The sequence below is a fragment of the Moraxella sp. E33BD genome (genome assembly GCF_041807865.1).
Lineage (GTDB): Bacteria > Pseudomonadota > Gammaproteobacteria > Pseudomonadales > Moraxellaceae > Moraxella > Moraxella haemolytica.
Genome location: NZ_JBGTZD010000011.1, coordinates 22,149 through 40,173, shown reverse-complemented (window position 1 = coordinate 40,173; position 18,025 = coordinate 22,149). Strand labels below are relative to the sequence as shown.

Sequence of the window (18,025 nt, the reverse complement as noted above, 5' to 3'; positions counted from 1 at the left end):
GGTGGGATAAAAAAATAAACCACCCTAAGATGGTTTATTTTAAAACATTTAGTTTATAATCCTGCTTGTTTTAGTAATGCCCCAAAACTACCCATTTTATCGGCTCTCTCTTGAGTTTTAGCAGATTTATCTGACTTGGTGGATTTGCGACCAGATTTTGGCTTATCTGCACGCTCTTTATTGGGTTTATCCTTGTTTTTGTTCTCTTTGTCGCTCTTATCATCATTGGCTTGTTCGCTCTTTGATTTCATGCTAAAGCCGATACGCCCACGAGCTTCATCTACCGAAATCACACGCACACTCACGATGTCTTGAGGCTTGACGACAGAAGCAGGGTTTTCTACGAACTCATCGGATAACTCTGAGATATGCACCAACCCATCTTGATGTACGCCCACATCCACAAAGCAACCAAAAGCGGTAACATTGGTTACCACGCCCTCTAATATCATACCAACAGATAAATCTTTGATGGAACTGACATCATCACGAAACTTGGCAGTCTTAAACTCGCCTCGTGGGTCGTGTGCAGGTTTGGCAAGCTCATTTAACACAGTGGCAAGCTGACTAAAATTATCACTGCTGTCGTTTAGCGACTTGGCAAGCGTCTCATTACCCAGTACTTCTGAGAGTGATTTGTCCGCCTTACGCAAAATTTCATACACCAGTCCATAGCTCTCAGGATGCACACCTGTGGCATCTAACGGCTCATTGCCATCTTTAATGCGTAAGAAACCTGCCGCTTGTTCAAAGGTTTTTGCCCCTAAGCGTGGCACGGCTTTTAGTTCACCACGGTTTTTAAATGCACCATTAGCACGGCGATAATCAACAATCTGCTGAGCGACATTTTTGTTTAAGCCTGCAATGTGTGCCAAGATGGCAGGGCTTGCCGTATTGACATCTACACCCACTGCGTTCACACAGTCCTCAGTAACTTTATCAAGACTGGACTCAAGCTCGGCTTGGTTGACATCGTGCTGATACTGCCCCACACCGATGGCTTTTGGTTCTACCTTGACCAGCTCGGACAAGGGGTCTTGTAGACGGCGGGCAATCGATACTGCCCCACGCACCGACACATCTAGATTTGGCAATTCAGCAGACGCCAGTTCGCTCGCTGAATACACCGACGCCCCTGCCTCTGAGATGACCAATGCAGTGGCGTTTAGTTGCTGTTGTCCAATCACTTCTTTAATCAGCATTTCACTTTCACGACTGGCAGTGCCGTTACCGATGGCAACCAATGCCACGCCATGCTCTTTGATGAGTTTGGCAATCTTATCTTTTGCTTCATCAACTTTATTATAAGGTTCGAACGGATACACCGTTTCGGTTGCTAGCACATCGCCTGTGGCATCGATGACTGCCATTTTTACTCCATGACGAATGCCTGGATCCACACCCAAGATGACCTTGCGACCAGCAGGGGCGGTCATGAGCAGATGCTTTAGATTCTCAGCAAAGACATCAATGGCATCTGTCTCAGCCGACACACGGCGTTCTGTCAGCAAACGATGCTCAATCTGAGCTCGCCACTTGACATGCCACAACTTCTCTGCCGTCTGTGCCAAAAAGACACCATTATCCGCTGTCTCATTGATATTAAAGTGTTTTTTGATTTGCTCAACAAACGGCTCATCTTCGCCATCAACATGCAACACCAGTACATTTTTTTGGCGACCACGCAACATAGCAAGCAAACGATGATTAGACAGCTTAGCAAATGGCTCACTATGCTCAAAGTAGTCTTTGAACTTCTCGCCTACCTCTCGTTTATCTTCATCAATAAGCTCTGAGCGAATGCTGGCAGTCTTATTAAAACCTAAACGCACCGCATCGAGCAAATCTAAATCCTGCGCCCAAGCATCTAGGATAATCGCCTGCACACCTGCCAACTGCTTGTCCAAATCCTTAAAATCTGCCTCAAAAGTCTCACCTGTCTCATCAGTCAAAGTATCAGGACAGCTAAAACCAGTCAGGGCTTCTGCAGGATTTTTGCCTGCTAGGATATCGTGTGCAACCGTCTCAAGTCCAGCCAATCTGGCACGAGATGCCACCGAACGACGACGGGGGCGATACGGCTGATAAATCTCTTCAAGCTCAAGTTTCGTGCTTGCCGTCTCAATGCGTGCGGTCAGCTCATCGCTTAGGGCGTTCTGTGCGGTCAACAGAGCAATGATTTTTAGGCGTCGCTCCGCCAAATCTCGCTCGGTCGCCAAGCCTTTTTCTAGCAAACGCAGTACCGCATCATCTAAACCACCTGTCTGCTCTTTACGATAACGAGCAATGAAAGGTACGCTTGCACCATCATCGAACAACTGGGCAAATGCCGCCACTTGAGTCGCCTTAATACCATGTTCTTTGGCGAGCTGGTCATAGATGGCTTGATGATTGATAAAAGTTAAAACCGAGTTTGTCATAAGCAAATTCTTTAAAATAAACCTAAAAATACCCCTATTTTATCACAGTATCATTGCCATAGCACTCCAAAAAGCACAAAATCCAACTTCGTTTACCGTCTCATCATATCTGGCGAAACTTGTGATTGTTTGCCAAGATTGCTTTGTTTATGGCTTGGGTATGGCATGATGAGTTGTTGGTGTCAATTTTTTGTCAAAAATTTAATAAAGTCTCCAAAAACTTGTTACATTTTTTTGTGTGATGTTGTACACTAAATACAACAATCGCAAATTCACACACCCTAAGGATAAGACATGACAGAATTGAACGAAAATATCGCTCATCGCATCTTGGTTGTTGATGATGATGTTCGCTTGCGTACACTGCTTCAGCGTTTCTTAGAAGATGACGGTTTTGTGGTGCGTGTGGCACACGATGGCAAGCAGATGGACAAACTCATCTCTCGTGAGATTTTCTCGCTCATCGTACTTGATTTAATGTTGCCTGACGAAGATGGCATCAGTATCTGTAAGCGTCTGCGTGCCGAAAATTCAGACATACCCATCATCATGCTCACCGCCAAAGGCTCTGACACTGACCGTATCGCAGGACTAGAATCAGGTGCAGATGATTATCTGCCCAAGCCATTTAACCCAAAAGAGCTACTGGCTCGTATCAAGGCTGTACTACGCCGACAAAACCGAGAACTGCCTGGTGCACCTAGCCAACAGGTAGAAGTCGTAGAATTTGGTCCTTGGGCATTAGATTTATCTACTCGCACCTTAAAGCGTGATGGCAATGTCGTTACCCTAACCACAGGTGAATTTAGCGTCCTAAAAGCCCTAGTACAGCACCCAAGAGAGCCTTTGACTCGTGATAAACTCATGAATTTGGCTCGTGGTCGTGAATGGGGAGCTATGGAGCGTTCTATTGATGTGCAAGTATCTCGCCTGCGTCGCTTGATTGAAGACAATCCATCGCAAGCTCGCTATATTCAGACCGTATGGGGCGTAGGTTATGTATTCGTTCCAGATGGAGTAGAAGGTTAAGACACAGCAAATAAAAGAAGAGCAGGATTACCTGCTCTTCTTTTATTTATCAAATCAATACATCCGTCAAAACTTTCTTAAAAAACCACTCAGTTTAAGCAAAAAGACAGATTAAACAAAAGATAAAGGCACTGATTTTTTAGGCACGCCATGCTAATCCAACCAAGCCATCTACTGGCGTTTTTGTAAAAGATATATCCCCACTGCCGTACTAATGATGATGGGTAATAGTGCCATAATAAAAGGTGAAAATTTGGTGGCTAAGGCGATAAAACCTGTCAAGTCGGTCAAATAGCTAAATAACAGTCCTGTCAATAACGACACAACGATACGAAGCCCCAAACCGTGCGAGCGTAGTGAACCAAAAACAAATGACGATGCCACCAATACCAAAGATAGCACCGCAAATGGCGAGAACAGTTTTTGCCAAAATTTTAGCTCATGACGAGCAGATGATATGCCTTGATGATTCATCAGCTGTCTGTGGGCATATAGGTCCGTCAATGACATATCTTCAGGCTCACGAGTCAGCAGATGCACATCAGTCGGAGCGATAGGAAGCGTTAGCTGTCTTTTACTGTCATGACGCTGTTTGACGCCACTTTGTTGGATATTCACCACATCAACATCATTCATGGTCCAATTATAACGAGTGTCTGATTGCCCATCATAACTGCCTGATACTGCCCGCATGGCAACGGTCAGATTGCTATTATTATCCAATGTGTATCGCTTGATCTCGCCCAGTTTACCTTCGCTGTCAGCATAACTAATATAGACGATATCTTGCCCTGTATCATGCTCACTGACCGACCAATAACCATTGATAGAAACAAGCCTATCTTGGGTGTTGTGTGTCGTAATGGTGTCGGCTTTTTGGTTGGTGATGGGCAGAACAAACTGATTCACCGCCAACGAAATCACCACAAAGATACTTGCAGGTAACATCGCCCAACCAATGATGCGATATTTACTCACACCTGCTGCCTGCATACTCACCAGCTCACTATTGCCCGCCAGTAGCCCAAGCCCAATCACCGCCCCCAGCAATGCACCAGTCGGAATGAACTGCACCAAAAAATATGGCGAGCGATACAAAATAAAAGTCAATGCGTCTTTGACCGTATAAGTATCACTCAGATTCTCAAGCTCCCCCAAGTAGGCAAAAACCATCTGCAACAGCCATAGCCCAATCACCGCCCCTAACATCGCAAATAAGGCGGCATAAATCACATAGCGTGCCAAGATATAAGACTTCATGTGCGAATTCTCCGCCCTAGACGCAGTCGTGTCATGGTGCGTTCATGATAATTGATATATAAGGCAATCAAAAACAGTACCGCAAGCACCGCAGGATATGCCCAACCGCCCATCTTGCCTTTGGCAATACTCTCTTTTAGGGAAATGATAATGAGTACATTGACCACAAAAATAAAAATGGCAGGAATCAACTTCAACCACCGCCCCTGTCGTGGTCGCACCTGTGCCAAAGATGGTGCTAACATGACAGCGATGATGATAAGCCAAGGCAAACTCAGACGATAGCCAAGCTCAGCATGGATTTGGCTATCGCTTGGATTTGAGATGTTTTTGTTTAAATTGGCGAGCAGTTCTGGCGTACTCCAACCTTCAATTTTCATTGATTTTAGGTCGTCAGTCTTGCTCGCTGATAGACTGATGCGATAGCGTTCAAAACCAACTTGGCTGTATTTTTTGCTGGTTGCGTCAACTTCATAGCGTCGCCCTTGATGTAAGTCTAGTCGCACCACACCATCATCGCTTGCCACCTGCGTGGCAGATTTGGCAAAGATAATACTGTCTTTTTCGCTTAATAATTTGGTTGGAATCTGCTGAACGGCTACTTCAGCTTTGGCGGCGGTCTTGGTATCTTGACGACTGATGTCGCCAAATGCTGTGGCATCTATTTTTTGATTGCTTGCCATCTGAATGACGATGACATCTTTTAGATATTCTCTATTTTTGCCAACATCGCCCACATACAGATGGTAATCACCGCTACTGATGAATTTTTTTGGTGTGATGAGATCAAACACCTCTAGGGCGGATTGCTCTTGCCAAATGTTGGTCGCTTTTGCTACACCCCACGGCTTACCCCAAATGGTGATGGCACTTTGGGCAAAAAATACAATCACCACCAAAGGCATCAGCAATCTTGCCACTTGTCCACGACTGATACCACTGGCATTGAAGACCGCCATCTCATGGTCAGCATAAAGTCGCCCAAAAACAAGCATAAGTCCAATAAAAAACGACAGCGGAAAAATCAACTCCAAAAAATATGGCAAGTTATAGCCAATCAAGGCAAACAATACACCAACATCTAGACCGCCTTCTGCTGCCATTCCAAAATAACGAATCAATCGCCCACCCAAAAGCATCACCACCAAAAACCCCAAAACTAAGGCGGTGGTCGTAGCAACTTCTCGTATCATGTAGCGGCGTAGAATCACAGCATTATCCAATCTAGATAAAATAACCTGTTATTATAGCAAAAAACCACACCAAAAAGGCGTGATTGTACCGTGATTTTGTTATTTTTAGCCATAAAAACGCAACGATTTATTTCATACCACCCATCATGTCATGCACACCTTGTTTGATGAATATTATTTTATGAATATCATTCCATAATGTATGTTAAATGTGCTAAACTAGGGCGTTTGTCATGCTAATTGCTCCATCAGCTTGACAGCCCCTTTAAACTACAAACGGCATCAAACAAGGATACATCATGTCAATAACACTACAAGTCAATCCAAAACTCACCCTAAAAAAACCCACCAAAACCAACCCACTACCGCAACTGGTATTTTTCGCTGACAGCGAAGGGGTAATACTGGGTAATCACAACAGCGAACATACAGAACACGCCAAAGCCTTAATCGCAAAGTCTGGCTTTAAAGCAACACTGGGCGATAGCGTCAGTGATTATGCCCTAGACAGCGACCGTGCCGGCATTACCATTATCGGCGTGGGCAAACTTGACAAGTTGGCAACCAACATTCAAAAGGTAGGGGACGCAACCTACAAAGCCATTAAAAACCAAAAATCCGCCGCCATCATCTGGGGCGATACAATCTGCCAAAAGCACTTCACACAGTTTGTGCTGAGCATTCTAAATGCCGGTTATCGCTTTGACCGCCACTTGAGCCAAAAAGCCGATGCCGACCAACTGACCGCCATCAACTTCATTAACAACAAAGACAGCGAAAGAGACTACAAAGCCGCTCTTGAGTACGCTCAAGCGACTTTTATCGGTCAAAGCCTTGCTCGTGATGTGGCAAATGAAGCACCCAATCTCCTAACCCCAAGTGCCATCGCCAAAGAAGCCAAAAAACTTGCCAAAGAATACAGCGATAAAGTTGAAGTTACCGTTTTAGGTGAAAAAGAAATCGCCAAACTGGGCATGGGCTGTTTCATGGCTGTTTCACAAGGCTCTGCTGAAGAAGGCAAATTGGTCATCATCGAATACTTTGGCAAAACCAAAAAGAACAAAAAATCCAAACTATCCAATCCTATCGCCCTAGTGGGCAAAGGCATTACCTTTGATACAGGTGGTATCTCACTAAAACCAGGTGCAGGCATGGATGAGATGAAGTTTGACATGGGTGGTGCAGCCGCCATGTTAGGCACAACCAAAGCTGTGTGTGAAGCAGGTCTTGAACTTGATATTGTTACCGTACTTGCTTGTGCTGAGAATATGCCATCAGGCACTGCCACTCGCCCAGGCGACATCGTTACTGCAATGAACGGCACCAGTGTTGAAATCCTAAACACCGATGCCGAAGGTCGTCTGGTACTGTGCGATGCTCTGTGCTATGTCCAAGACAACTATGAGCCACGCACCATCATTGATGCTGCCACCTTGACAGGTGCGTGCGTCATCGCACTAGGTGGCGTGCGTTCAGGCGTATTTAGTAATGACGAAGACACGCTATTTGCCCTAGAGTCAGCAGGCGAATACGCAGGCGACCTAATTTGGCAAATGCCACTAGATGATGGTTATGCCGCCCAACTAAAATCAAAGTTCGCCGACTTACAAAACATCGGCAGTCGTGAAGGTGGCTCTATCACCGCAGCGTGTTTTTTGAAGCATTTCATCAAAGAAGGTCAAGCGTGGGCACACCTTGACATCGCAGGTACTGCATGGATTAGCGGTAGCAATAAAGGGGCGACAGGTCGTCCTGTGCCAATGTTGATGCAATACCTAAAATCACAAGTCAGCTGATTGATGAGTGTTGAACAAACAAGCTAAATAAATAAAACGCCTCATGTGGGCGTTTTATTTTTGACAAAAACAGTCATCAACCATCTAAAAACTGCCTGTGATTTCAACAAACACTCGGTTCTTGTCATGGCGATACAAGGCGATACTACTGTCAGTTTTTTGGTATTGCCAAGTTAGGCGTGGCATAAAGTTCTTGTATTTTAACTTATCATGCCAAAGGCTGACCCCAGCACCATATTCATCATTGACCTGCGTTTGCTTAAAAATAGGCATGGGTGCTAGATAGCGTCTTTTGGCATAGCTGACATTGGCACTCATGCCGACATCTTGCCACTGCTTGGTGAGTCCACCTGTCAGCCCAAACCTGCGGTACGAATCATCTTTATCTTTGGTTTTGACATAGTTAAAATCCGCCCCCACACTAAGCCAAGCATTACCCAAAGCGGCGTATCGCTTGCTAAAACTAGGAGAAATGCTCGCACTATGCCCATCTAGATGCTTACGAGTCTGATAGCGATTTTTGGCAATTTCTGCTTGGGTTGAGAATTGCCCACCATTATCAAGCATCTTATCAGCCCTAACACGCACACCCAGACTATCAGAAAAATGCGTCAGCTTGTGATTATCCTTACCTCCCCCCGCATAATAAGTGATTTCATGAAAAGGTGAGATGCTAAGACCACCTTTATCATCACGCAGACCAATCCCAAAAGATGAGCGTACTGCAACTTCATTATACTGCTTGGCATCACGGTATAACTTACTGCGAACACCAAGCTCTGGCGTGATTGATACACCCTGCTCTAGCAAGAATCGCTTGGAGATACCAACATTTGACGCCAAGCCATGTGCCGAGATGGGTTCGTTTGCGGTCCAACCACCACCCAAATCACGGCTCCTAGGTGCATTATTGATGTTTTTATCAATAATCAGATTGCCTCCGATACGAATGTTTGTTTTGCCCATCTCATCAATCGCCCTAACATAAGGTGCCATCTGCACCGCTAAGATGGGGTCGGTCGTGATGATGTCGTGTGCTTCTTTATACTGACGATGGGCAACTAGGCTTTGAACCAGTCGTGCTTTAAAAAGTTGGTTATCAGGATAGTCCTTAACAAGCTCTTGATATAAGGCAGTGGCCGTCCGATGGTCTTGCTTCTTGGTTGCTAAGGTCGCTCTCGCCCAGATAATCATTGGTGCTTCTATCAGCGTTTTCGGCTGTGCTTCATAGATGGGCAATAGCACCTCTACGCCATCAGCCTGATGATATACCAATGCTGACAGCATCGCTCTTGCTAATAGCTCTGATTGCTCTAACAATGCTCGTTCATCAACCATCATCGCCTGCGTTTTTGGGTTGGCGATAGGCAACTCTGGATCGGCAGGTACGGCAGGCAGAACAAAAGGCTGATCGGCAGATTGTCGCCTTCTGTCATCTTGGCTTTGCTCGTCAATCTGACTGGCATGAGCCTGCATCATCAATGACAGCATCAAACCTGATAACACCTTCACAGATGTTTTTTTTCCAACAAATTTTATACACATGACAGTTTCTCACATTTTTATCTGATATTACCTAAAAGCAAATAACGCTAAAGCCACCTAATAGACTTAGTCTACAACCAACAGTAAACTTACGCATTGGCAAAATTATATTGATGGTTCAATCTTGATTAGCAGTAACCATGAACAATAAAATACATCTAACACCCATCGTCTTATGCCACAAAAAAAATACGCCCACTTTAGTATCGTATTGATGATATGGTGGGCGTACATAGGTCATATCATAAGCGTATGAGCCTTATTGTTTAGGCTTAATCTCTGATACGATGAATTAAGCCTAAGCTCTACAGCGATTAGTATTTCATCTCTAGCGATACAACAAAGTTGCGACCAGGGGCGGCATACTGATTGAATGAGCCTTGCTCGTGTGCATTGCCAGAAGTGATAGAAGTCTGACGCAACGATTCCCAAGTGCTATAGCGATGGTTCAATGCGTTTTGAATGCTACCACGCACAGTAATATACTGGTTGGGGCGGTAGAACGCCGATAAATCTAGCGTCTGCCATTTGCCACTACGAGCGTTCGTTGCCCGTCGCTCATAACTTTCTCCACTTGGGACGACAGCTTTTGTTTTTAGCTCGTCCTCATTTTTAGCACCTGTAAAGGTCCAAGTTGCTCCCACGCCCCACTTATCACTATCAGCAGCATAATCTAGACCCAAGACATAACGGGTGGGCGTGATGGTATCTAAGAAATATCCATCTGCATTAACAAACACATCTTTTAGCTTGTTAGATTTGACATTGGTTCTTAGATAAGCCAATCGTCCTGTCAATCCTGATGGCAGTTTGTCCGACAACGCATCAAAATACAGCTTACCGCCCAGCGTAAAGCCATTTAAATGCACATCTTGGTAGTTACGATATGCCCAAATGTTGTTGCTCGGCAGCAGTGGTGTCGCACCAGGGAAACTTTTGAGCGTTAGGTCAATCAAATCCTCATAACGGTTGTCAAAGTAGCTGACCTCTAAATTACCCAAATTACCACCAAATACCACCCCAATCTCTTGGTTCAAGGCTTTCTCTGGACGCACATTGGTTACCTCATGACGGAAAATTCTATCAAATGGTGGCGTTTTTGTTTGTTCTTTGGTTTGCCCATCTAGGCGATAGCCGAACAGCTCTTTGAAACTTGGGACACGATAGCCTGATGAGATGCGATACAGCAGTTCGATACGGTCAGTCGGTCTAAACGCCAAGCCAACATTCCAAGAAGTATTACTGTATTTGCCAGTACCGGTCCAGTCATCATCAGTGTTGAACTTGTGCTTATCATGGCGTAGTCCAATACTTAAGTCAGTGTGCTCACCAAAGTGAATCGTGTCTTTTAAGCTAGCATAGGCATTATAACCTGTGATGACACTGTCGCCACATTTGCGAGCCTCACCCAGTCTCTCTGGCATGTCTCGGCAGATATCAAGGTGGTCTAGTGTGGGTTTGTCCGCTGACCACACTTGGATAAATTCGCCGTCTTTGTTCTTTTTATCAGCTAGGAATTTGAAGTTTTGCAGGTATCTTCTGGTATGCAAATCACTAATGCCACGAGTCGATTTGAATTTATCAAAACCGACACCGCCTTGGATATTGTGCGTGATTTTTTCGCCATGCCAACTTTTGGCAAAATTAGCACGAATCAAATTGTGCAATTCATTGTAAGTCGTACGGTTGGTCGATTCACTAGAATTTGGCTTATCAGGACTTGGCTTGCAATCTTTGTCCACATTTGGATAAACCGAGCAGGCTTTCGTGATGGCAAAGTTGTCAATATTGACCGACTGACGGTCAAAGCTGATGTTTGCCTCATCAAACACGCCCAGAACATCACCACCTTTAAGCTGATAGTCTAGACCCCAACGAGTCTTGTTGTGTCGCTCATTGATGAATCTGGCTTGAGCATATTGAGCCCCTATGAAGTCTGCTTTGACAAAGCCTTCATGATAGTTTTGACCTGTATAGACTTTTTTACTGTTCGCACTGGCGTTTAATGGACCGCCTTTGAGATTTGGGTGGTCCACCAAATGATACGCCTCTTTAGTCATGTCTCTGGTATCGTACTGCTGTTTGGTGTTTTCATAGATGGCTTCTAATCTTTGACCATCGGTGATGTTATAGCCAAATTTTGCCAAATAAGACCCCGACTCATAGTCCATCGGATCACCCATCACACGGCTTTTACCGGTGTAGTCTTTGGCACTCATGTCCTCTGAGACTGGCTTACTAGAGACGGTTGGTTTGGCTTGGCAGCCATCGATGTTATTTTGATAGTCTGCACATTCCTCAGCAATGACGAATTTGTATTTATCAAATTCAATGCCACCGTTTTTAAAATCCTCAGGCGTGCTTGCCCAACGCCAGACACGATACCGGGTTTTAAGAATGTCTTTGTGTGGTTGCACCGAATCTTTGGTGCGGTCGGTGTATTGCACCAGTGCATCTACTTTGTCGCTACGAAAGGCAGCACCTACCGAGTGCATGATTTGCTTATCACGGTTGGCATACGCCCCTTTATAAAAAGTAGTGAACTTTTGGTCGCCATCTAGCACATCATCGACACTTTTGGTACGAAAACTCACCGCACCACCTAGTGCACCACTACCAGATTCTGTACCGCTCGCCCCTTGGCTGATTTGCACCGCACTGACATTCTCAAGCTCAATCTCGTTAATCGCACCACTGCCTTCACGACCATCATCGTCCTGCCGTTTTTGTACCAAATAAGACTGTGCTTGGTTTAGACCATCTACCGTAACCGCCACACGGTTTTTATCCATGCCTCGCACGGTGTATCCAGAACTGGCTCCACGACCCTGTTCAACAACAGCCACGCCAGGGGTGTCTCGTACCAGATCACGAATCGATAGGATTTGTTTTTCGCTGATTTCTTCTGCGGTCTTGACCGTCTTACCAAGCCCTGTTACCTCTTCGCTTCTTTTGGTTGGGCGTTTTTTAATGACCGCAGCAATCTCATCTAGCACGATGTTTGGCGTGTTCACATTCACATTGGTGTGTTCATTTTTCTTATCATCATCAGCGATTGCCGGTGTGATGCCGCCGAACAACACCGCACACACCGCCAAACTCAGATGAGTCAAACGACAATTAACAGTTTTCATGTTTTTCCTCTTATCTTTATTTGATGATTGCTATTGGGTTACTTTCTTTTTATCGTCTTGGGTGCCATAGAACACACCGCCACCAATCACAGTTTCTAAAGTATCTATTGCATCTTCAGAAGTGTTCGTACCATCATATTTGGTTAATACGCCATCAAAAGAAAAACCACCTGCTAAATGCTTAGCATCTTTACCATAAAAACTGCCTTGTAAATTATCACTCAGCACTGGATTTTGTTTAATCACGCCCCCTGCAATATCAAGATATTTATCTACATAAATACCTTTTTCATTGGCGATTGCCGTACCAGAGAAGGTATTGCCCTCAATCTTAGCGTTAATGGTGAAGGTTGGATCGCTAGAACTCTTCTCCGTCAGACTTCCTGTTAATGTTTTGTCATTAAAGTTCACATCAAACTTCGCCTTACTCTCAGCTGGTGTAACGCTCCAACTGCGATTATTATGGATTCTGCCATACCACGCACCTTGATACTGAGCCTGCCCTGTCTTCGGAATCTCACTGGCTACTGTCTGCTCACCTAGAACATAAAAACCATTTAGCGAATCATCAATGGTCATGTCTCTTACCTGTGGTATCTTGAGCAGATAAACCATCAGATTATCCTTATTATCAACATTAGCCTTATCACCTGACGCAATCAGCCCAACCAGTGCTTTTTGTGAATCCTCAATATCATGCTCGAGTTTTTTCAAGATTTGCTGTTTCTGAGCTTCAACCCCATTTGCCTTTGCCAACTCTTCTTTTGCTACTTTGACTTTTTTATCAATAGCATCTATAAAAGTCTTAATTTTCTCTTCAATGCTAGTATGGTGAGTATTACTATAATAAGTTAGAATCTTAGCTTTGATGCGAGCAGGTATGTCTTGTGCTTCCGAAGCATCAGTATCCTCTAACAAAGCAAATGCATGATGCTCACTCAATATGTCGCTCAACTCCTGTTGATCTTGGTGAATCTTAGCACGCAACTGGTCTTGTGCGAGTCGAATCGCACCAGGACTATAATCATCTGCATTCTTTTTGTCGGTCTCTGCCAAAGCTAGGACTTCTTTATCCGATTTGTCAAGCAGTTGCTTCCAGTTTTTTTCATAATTTGGATCTGATTGTTCACTCTGCCCAAAGATGGCGATGATTTTCTCAATACTGTCATCAATTTTTTCTTGACTAGCCTCCAATGCATCATCACTCAATCCATTATCCAACCCACCTTCTTCGCTCTCGTCGTCTTCGTTCAAACCACTGCTTTTAGCCAGCTCGCCCAACAAATTCACAACTTGCTTTTCTCGTGACTCGTCTTGCTTGCCATATACTGAGAATACCTGCTTCAAGATGGTTTTGCTCAAAGCTTCTTTCTCTAGCCCCTCTTCTTCCGCCAAAATATATTCATTCAAAATATTACGCAATTCATCTTTTAAGCTCTCTACTTTATCCATAAACTGCTCTTTGGCTTTTTGTTTAGCAGCGGCGATTTTCTCTTCCAGTGCTTTTTTTCTTTCTTCTGTCTGTGCTTTGTTCTCTTCGATGACCTGAGACAGTGTTTTTTGGTTGCTTATTCCTGTCTTGGCGATATGACCGACATTTAGCACGCCATCTAATGTGCCAAAGTTAGTGATGACCGCTTTTTGACCTGTGGGCAGTGCAACCGTTTTTTGTGAGACTTTCTTACCACCTTGTTGTGGTAATAAATCAATGACCTGCGAATTAACCACAAGCTGACTGATATCACCCAAGACAAGCAAGTCATTGATACTACTTACCTTTCTTGGGTTGAATTTTTCGTCTTTGGTAATATCCACATACAGTGAATCATAGTGCTTGGCAAGCTCCTCAGCATCGCCTGTTTGCTTGGCAGCAAATACCCCAAACACCGAATTATCATCGGTTAAGAATTTACCTGCCAGTTCTTGAGCCTTATCCCCATAGAAGCCACCTTCTAAGCGATTGGTCGCATCTTTATTAAACAAGGTAAGATTATCGTCCTTTTGACCTTGTGGTACAGTCGCACTACCAGTAAAGCGGTTGCCTTTGATGGTGGCATCAATACTGTATCTCTCCACATAATAAGCTTCTTTCTTCTGATCAGTAGCATCTTTCTTTTGAGTGCTTAGCTTGCCTGTAAGTTTTTTGTTATCAAAATCTGCCTCAAATTCTGCTTTATGATGACCCTCTCTCGGTGAATGTTCTGAAGGATAGGTCTCAGCAAAACTGGTGGCACCAAGATGGTCGCCAAACTTTCCATCCATGCCATATGCAGAACCACCGCCAATAAATTCTGCCTTTTTGCCATCACCACTATTTGTCTTTGTAAGTCGCACTCTTTTGGCATCGGTTGAAAAATCCCAATGTCCTGTATATTTCGCCTTGCCTTTAGCAAAGCCCATGGTTGGCTGTTCGCCATAATAATAGACATAGCCATCACCGATGTGGTATCTGGTGTTTGGCTTGTCTGTTGTTTCTGCATTAAGATCTGTGGCATAAAATTCAGAGAATAACCAACCAGCCTTGACAAACTTATAATTTTTATTAGTCTTAGTATTCTCATAGATTTTTTTATTAGGGTACTGCTTAGCCAGCTTCTCTTTGAGTGCTTTGATGGTGTCAGCATCTGCACCGCTGATGTCAGCGACACCAATGGCTTTTCGCTCTTCTTCTCCCTTTTCGGCATCAGAGTACACATTTCGTTTTGGAATGGCTGCGACACTGCCCACTGTGGGTTGAATCAGTGTCTTTTCAGGCGATAATTTCTCAACTTCTTTCTTGTCTGACGCATCTGGGGTTTTGTCAGACTTAGGTGCGACCAGTGGGTTAATGCCCGATTCAATATGATTAGGATTGCCAAAACTGCCACCGCCACAGGCAGTTAATAAGGCTGTACTGATGGCAAGCACCAAAGGTAATGGGGTAAATTTTAGCGTATAAGTTGGGTCAGACATATCAAGCTCCAAGCAATAAAATAAACCAGAATTCAGTCAATACTTACGACAACCTTATCATTTTGTTATCCTATGTAATAAAAAATACAAGATTGACATTAACTTTCTCAAATATCATTATATTTGATAATAAATAAAAAAACAATAACAATTATCAATAACAATTAAAAACAAACATCATTCCTGCACAACCATCAAAAAAACCGCTCTAATTTGAGCGGTTTTTTTGATTAGGTTAAGTTATCGCTTATTTATTTTAGTACTTCTGCCATTGCATTGGCGACATACTCAACATTCTTATTGTTCAAGCCTGCGATGCACATACGACCGTTTTCTACCATATATACGGCAAATTCTTCACGCAGACGCACCACCTGTTCAGCCGTCAGCCCTGTAAAGCTAAACATACCACGCTGTTTGGTAAAGTAGCTAAAATCTCGCTCAGGCAATTTAGCGGTCAAAATATCTTGTAATTTTTGACGCATCTCACGAATGCGATCACGCATTTCATAAACTTCACTCACCCACTGGGCAAACAAAGTATCATCATTCATGACGATATCAACCACTGCGTTACCGTGTGATGGTGGGCTTGAGTAGATACGGCGTACGGTGAATTTTAATTGACCTAGCACTCGTTGTGCTTCTTCGGCTGATGGTGCAACCACCGACAAGCCACCGACACGCTCACCATAAAGAGATAGGTTTTTTGAGAATGAATTTGACACAAAAATCGGCAAGCCCAACTCAACAGCACGGCGAATGGCGTACACATCACCATTCATGTCATCGCCAAAGCCTTGATAAGCAATATCCATAAAGGCGATGAGTTTCTTGTCTTTGACGATGTCAAGCACAATGTCCCATTGCTCATTTGATAAATCCACGCCTGTTGGATTGTGGCAACACGGATGCAGTAGCACCACATCATTTTCATTTAAGCCCTTAAAGAACTCACACATCTTATCAAATTTGACACCAATGGTGGCAGCATCATAGTAAGGATATTTATCCACCTCAATGCCAGCCCCCTCAAAGATGCTGATGTGATTGCCCCAAGTTGGATTTGACACATAGCACTTAGCAGTCGGAAACCATTGATGTATAAAGTCTGCACCTACTTTCAATGCACCAGAACCGCCCAGCGTAGCAATCGTCGCCACTCGACCTTCTGCTACCGCCTGACTGTCTTTACCAAACAGTAGTTCTTGACAGGCTTTTTTATAACCTGTCAGACCATCCATCGGCAGATAACCTCGTGGGCGTGGTGGATTGGCGATTTGTGCTTCGGCTGTCTTGACACACTCAAGCACAGGTAGCTTGCCATCTTCTGTATAGTACACGCCAACACCCAAATTTACCTTAATGTCGGTACGAGAGTCTTGTGCAAATTTATCCATCAAACCCAAAATTGGGTCGCCTGCATAACGCTCAACATGATTAAACATATCAATTTCCTTGAGTTAAAAGCCGATTGGCAAAGTTATCAAACAAAAAATAATAAAAAATTGTCATTAAAACCATCAAGCAATAACAGCAGATACAGTATAACTGAAAATACGCACTTTGTGCAGTTAAATTGGTATAATCAATACGCATCTGCCATCATTTAATCATCTAGCCTTGCTACTTAGGGTGGCTGACCAAAAACTCATGAGCATTTTCAATCAAAAATGCCTTAAACGCCATCGCAGCAGGGGATAGCGAACGGTTTTTGTGCGTGTACAACAAAAAATTTCTCTCTACCACAGGTTCGGCAATGGGTCGCATGACCAGACCGTTTTGTTCCACCCATTCGGCAGCATATAAAAGACACAAGGTAACACCTAAGCCCATTCTGGTCATGCCTAGTGCCGTGGACAAGAAATTCACCTCAAAGTCAGGATTAAAAATACGGCTAGAAATCGGGGCAGGTAGCTCATTTTGTAGCGACTTGATAAAAGGTCCATTTAAGGTAATTAGTCGTTCATTGAGCAAATCCGTCCAACGAACGCTGTCTTTATTGGCAAAAGGGTGCGACTTGGGCAGTACCAAATAAAATGGTGAGCGAAATAATGTATCCGTCTGCAAGTCGTTAGAATAGGCTCGCTCAGGAGCAACACCCAAATCCGCTTCCAAATTCTCAATGTGGTCAACCACATCATCAACCGAACAATCCGTCAAAGTTACTTGAATGTGTGGATGCAACTCACAAAACTTAGCGATGAACTTGGGCATCGTAGATGCTGAAAGCTGCTGCGAGACTGCCAAACGCACATGACCTTGATGCAAGGATTTAAGATTGGAGACTTTTTCATTTAGCACAGACATTTCGTTTAGCACACGGCGAGCCTGTGGCAGTAGTCGCATTCCTGCATCAGATAGGTTTAGCTTGCGAGTCGTACGGTCAAAGAGCTTGACATCTAGATTTTGTTCAAGCTCTTTAATCAAACCGCTTAGAGCAGACTGAGTCAAACACAAAGTTTCAGCGGCCTTAGTAAAGCTATTTTGTTCAGCAACCAAGACAAAAGCTCGTAGCTGACGCAGTGTGGTACTCACGATTATCAATCCTAGTAATATATGTATAAGTTATTATTATAAATCATAATCACCAAGATACAAGCAGTTACACAAAAAAATAATATCAATTTATTTTGAATGTTAATCACTACCTACCCATACAATGCACAAGCACAAAAACAAAAACCGACCTGATG

Annotated in this window: 10 protein-coding genes; 2 read left to right on the top strand and 8 right to left on the bottom strand. The window is 43.9% G+C overall.

The window, feature by feature from the left end; genetic code table 11:
* Positions 1-53: 53 nt before the first annotated feature.
* A complete protein-coding gene (locus ACERC6_RS07845) occupies positions 54-2,420 on the bottom strand; it encodes a helix-hairpin-helix domain-containing protein (protein ID WP_373628467.1) in 2,367 nt (788 codons plus the stop codon).
* 294 nt (positions 2,421-2,714) lie between these two features.
* On the opposite strand from ACERC6_RS07845, the gene ompR reads away from it, so the two are divergent.
* Complete coding sequence (ompR, locus tag ACERC6_RS07840) at positions 2,715-3,449, top strand: two-component system response regulator OmpR (protein ID WP_373628466.1); 735 nt, start codon at positions 2,715-2,717, stop codon at positions 3,447-3,449.
* A gap of 171 nt (positions 3,450-3,620) precedes the next feature.
* Here ompR and lptG read toward each other — a convergent pair whose 3' ends face one another.
* Together lptG and lptF are read right to left on the bottom strand one after the other, a co-directional pair.
* Positions 3,621-4,709, bottom strand: coding sequence for an LPS export ABC transporter permease LptG (lptG, locus tag ACERC6_RS07835; RefSeq protein WP_284673725.1), 1,089 nt, complete (start codon positions 4,707-4,709; stop codon positions 3,621-3,623).
* Positions 4,706-5,920, bottom strand: a complete 1,215-nt coding sequence (lptF, locus tag ACERC6_RS07830) for an LPS export ABC transporter permease LptF (RefSeq protein WP_373628465.1) — start codon at positions 5,918-5,920, stop codon at positions 4,706-4,708. Before lptF ends, lptG begins: the two co-directional genes overlap by 4 nt.
* Positions 5,921-6,198: 278 nt before the next feature.
* On the opposite strand from lptF, the gene ACERC6_RS07825 reads away from it, so the two are divergent.
* A complete protein-coding gene (locus ACERC6_RS07825; protein WP_373628523.1) occupies positions 6,199-7,698 on the top strand; it encodes a leucyl aminopeptidase in 1,500 nt (499 codons plus the stop codon).
* A gap of 84 nt (positions 7,699-7,782) precedes the next feature.
* Here ACERC6_RS07825 and ACERC6_RS07820 read toward each other — a convergent pair whose 3' ends face one another.
* The 5 genes from ACERC6_RS07820 to ACERC6_RS07800 all read right to left on the bottom strand — a co-directional run bounded on the left by ACERC6_RS07820 (position 7,783) and on the right by ACERC6_RS07800 (position 17,867).
* Positions 7,783-9,210, bottom strand: a complete 1,428-nt coding sequence (locus ACERC6_RS07820; protein WP_373628464.1) for a surface lipoprotein assembly modifier — start codon at positions 9,208-9,210, stop codon at positions 7,783-7,785.
* Between the two features lie 347 nt (positions 9,211-9,557).
* Positions 9,558-12,377, bottom strand: a complete 2,820-nt coding sequence (locus tag ACERC6_RS07815; RefSeq protein ID WP_373628463.1) for a lactoferrin/transferrin family TonB-dependent receptor — start codon at positions 12,375-12,377, stop codon at positions 9,558-9,560.
* Between the two features lie 30 nt (positions 12,378-12,407).
* Entirely contained in the window at positions 12,408-15,329 is a 2,922-nt protein-coding gene (locus ACERC6_RS07810) for a transferrin-binding protein-like solute binding protein (RefSeq protein WP_373628462.1), read from the bottom strand.
* Between the two features lie 251 nt (positions 15,330-15,580).
* Complete coding sequence (locus ACERC6_RS07805; RefSeq protein WP_373628461.1) at positions 15,581-16,777, bottom strand: aromatic amino acid transaminase; 1,197 nt, start codon at positions 16,775-16,777, stop codon at positions 15,581-15,583.
* A gap of 178 nt (positions 16,778-16,955) precedes the next feature.
* Complete coding sequence (locus tag ACERC6_RS07800; protein WP_284673719.1) at positions 16,956-17,867, bottom strand: LysR family transcriptional regulator; 912 nt, start codon at positions 17,865-17,867, stop codon at positions 16,956-16,958.
* Positions 17,868-18,025: the final 158 nt, after the last annotated feature.

What these genes read in the sequence shown, in the direction of transcription:
- ACERC6_RS07845 (WP_373628467.1), bottom strand. Translation starts at nt 2,420, where the DNA reads ATGACAAACTCGGTTTTAACTTTTATCAATCATCAAGCCATCTATGAC.
- ompR (WP_373628466.1), top strand. Translation starts at nt 2,715, where the DNA reads ATGACAGAATTGAACGAAAATATCGCTCATCGCATCTTGGTTGTTGAT.
- lptG (WP_284673725.1), bottom strand. Translation starts at nt 4,709, where the DNA reads ATGAAGTCTTATATCTTGGCACGCTATGTGATTTATGCCGCCTTATTT.
- ACERC6_RS07815 (WP_373628463.1), bottom strand. Translation starts at nt 12,377, where the DNA reads ATGAAAACTGTTAATTGTCGTTTGACTCATCTGAGTTTGGCGGTGTGT.
- ACERC6_RS07810 (WP_373628462.1), bottom strand. Translation starts at nt 15,329, where the DNA reads ATGTCTGACCCAACTTATACGCTAAAATTTACCCCATTACCTTTGGTG.
- ACERC6_RS07805 (WP_373628461.1), bottom strand. Translation starts at nt 16,777, where the DNA reads ATGTTTAATCATGTTGAGCGTTATGCAGGCGACCCAATTTTGGGTTTG.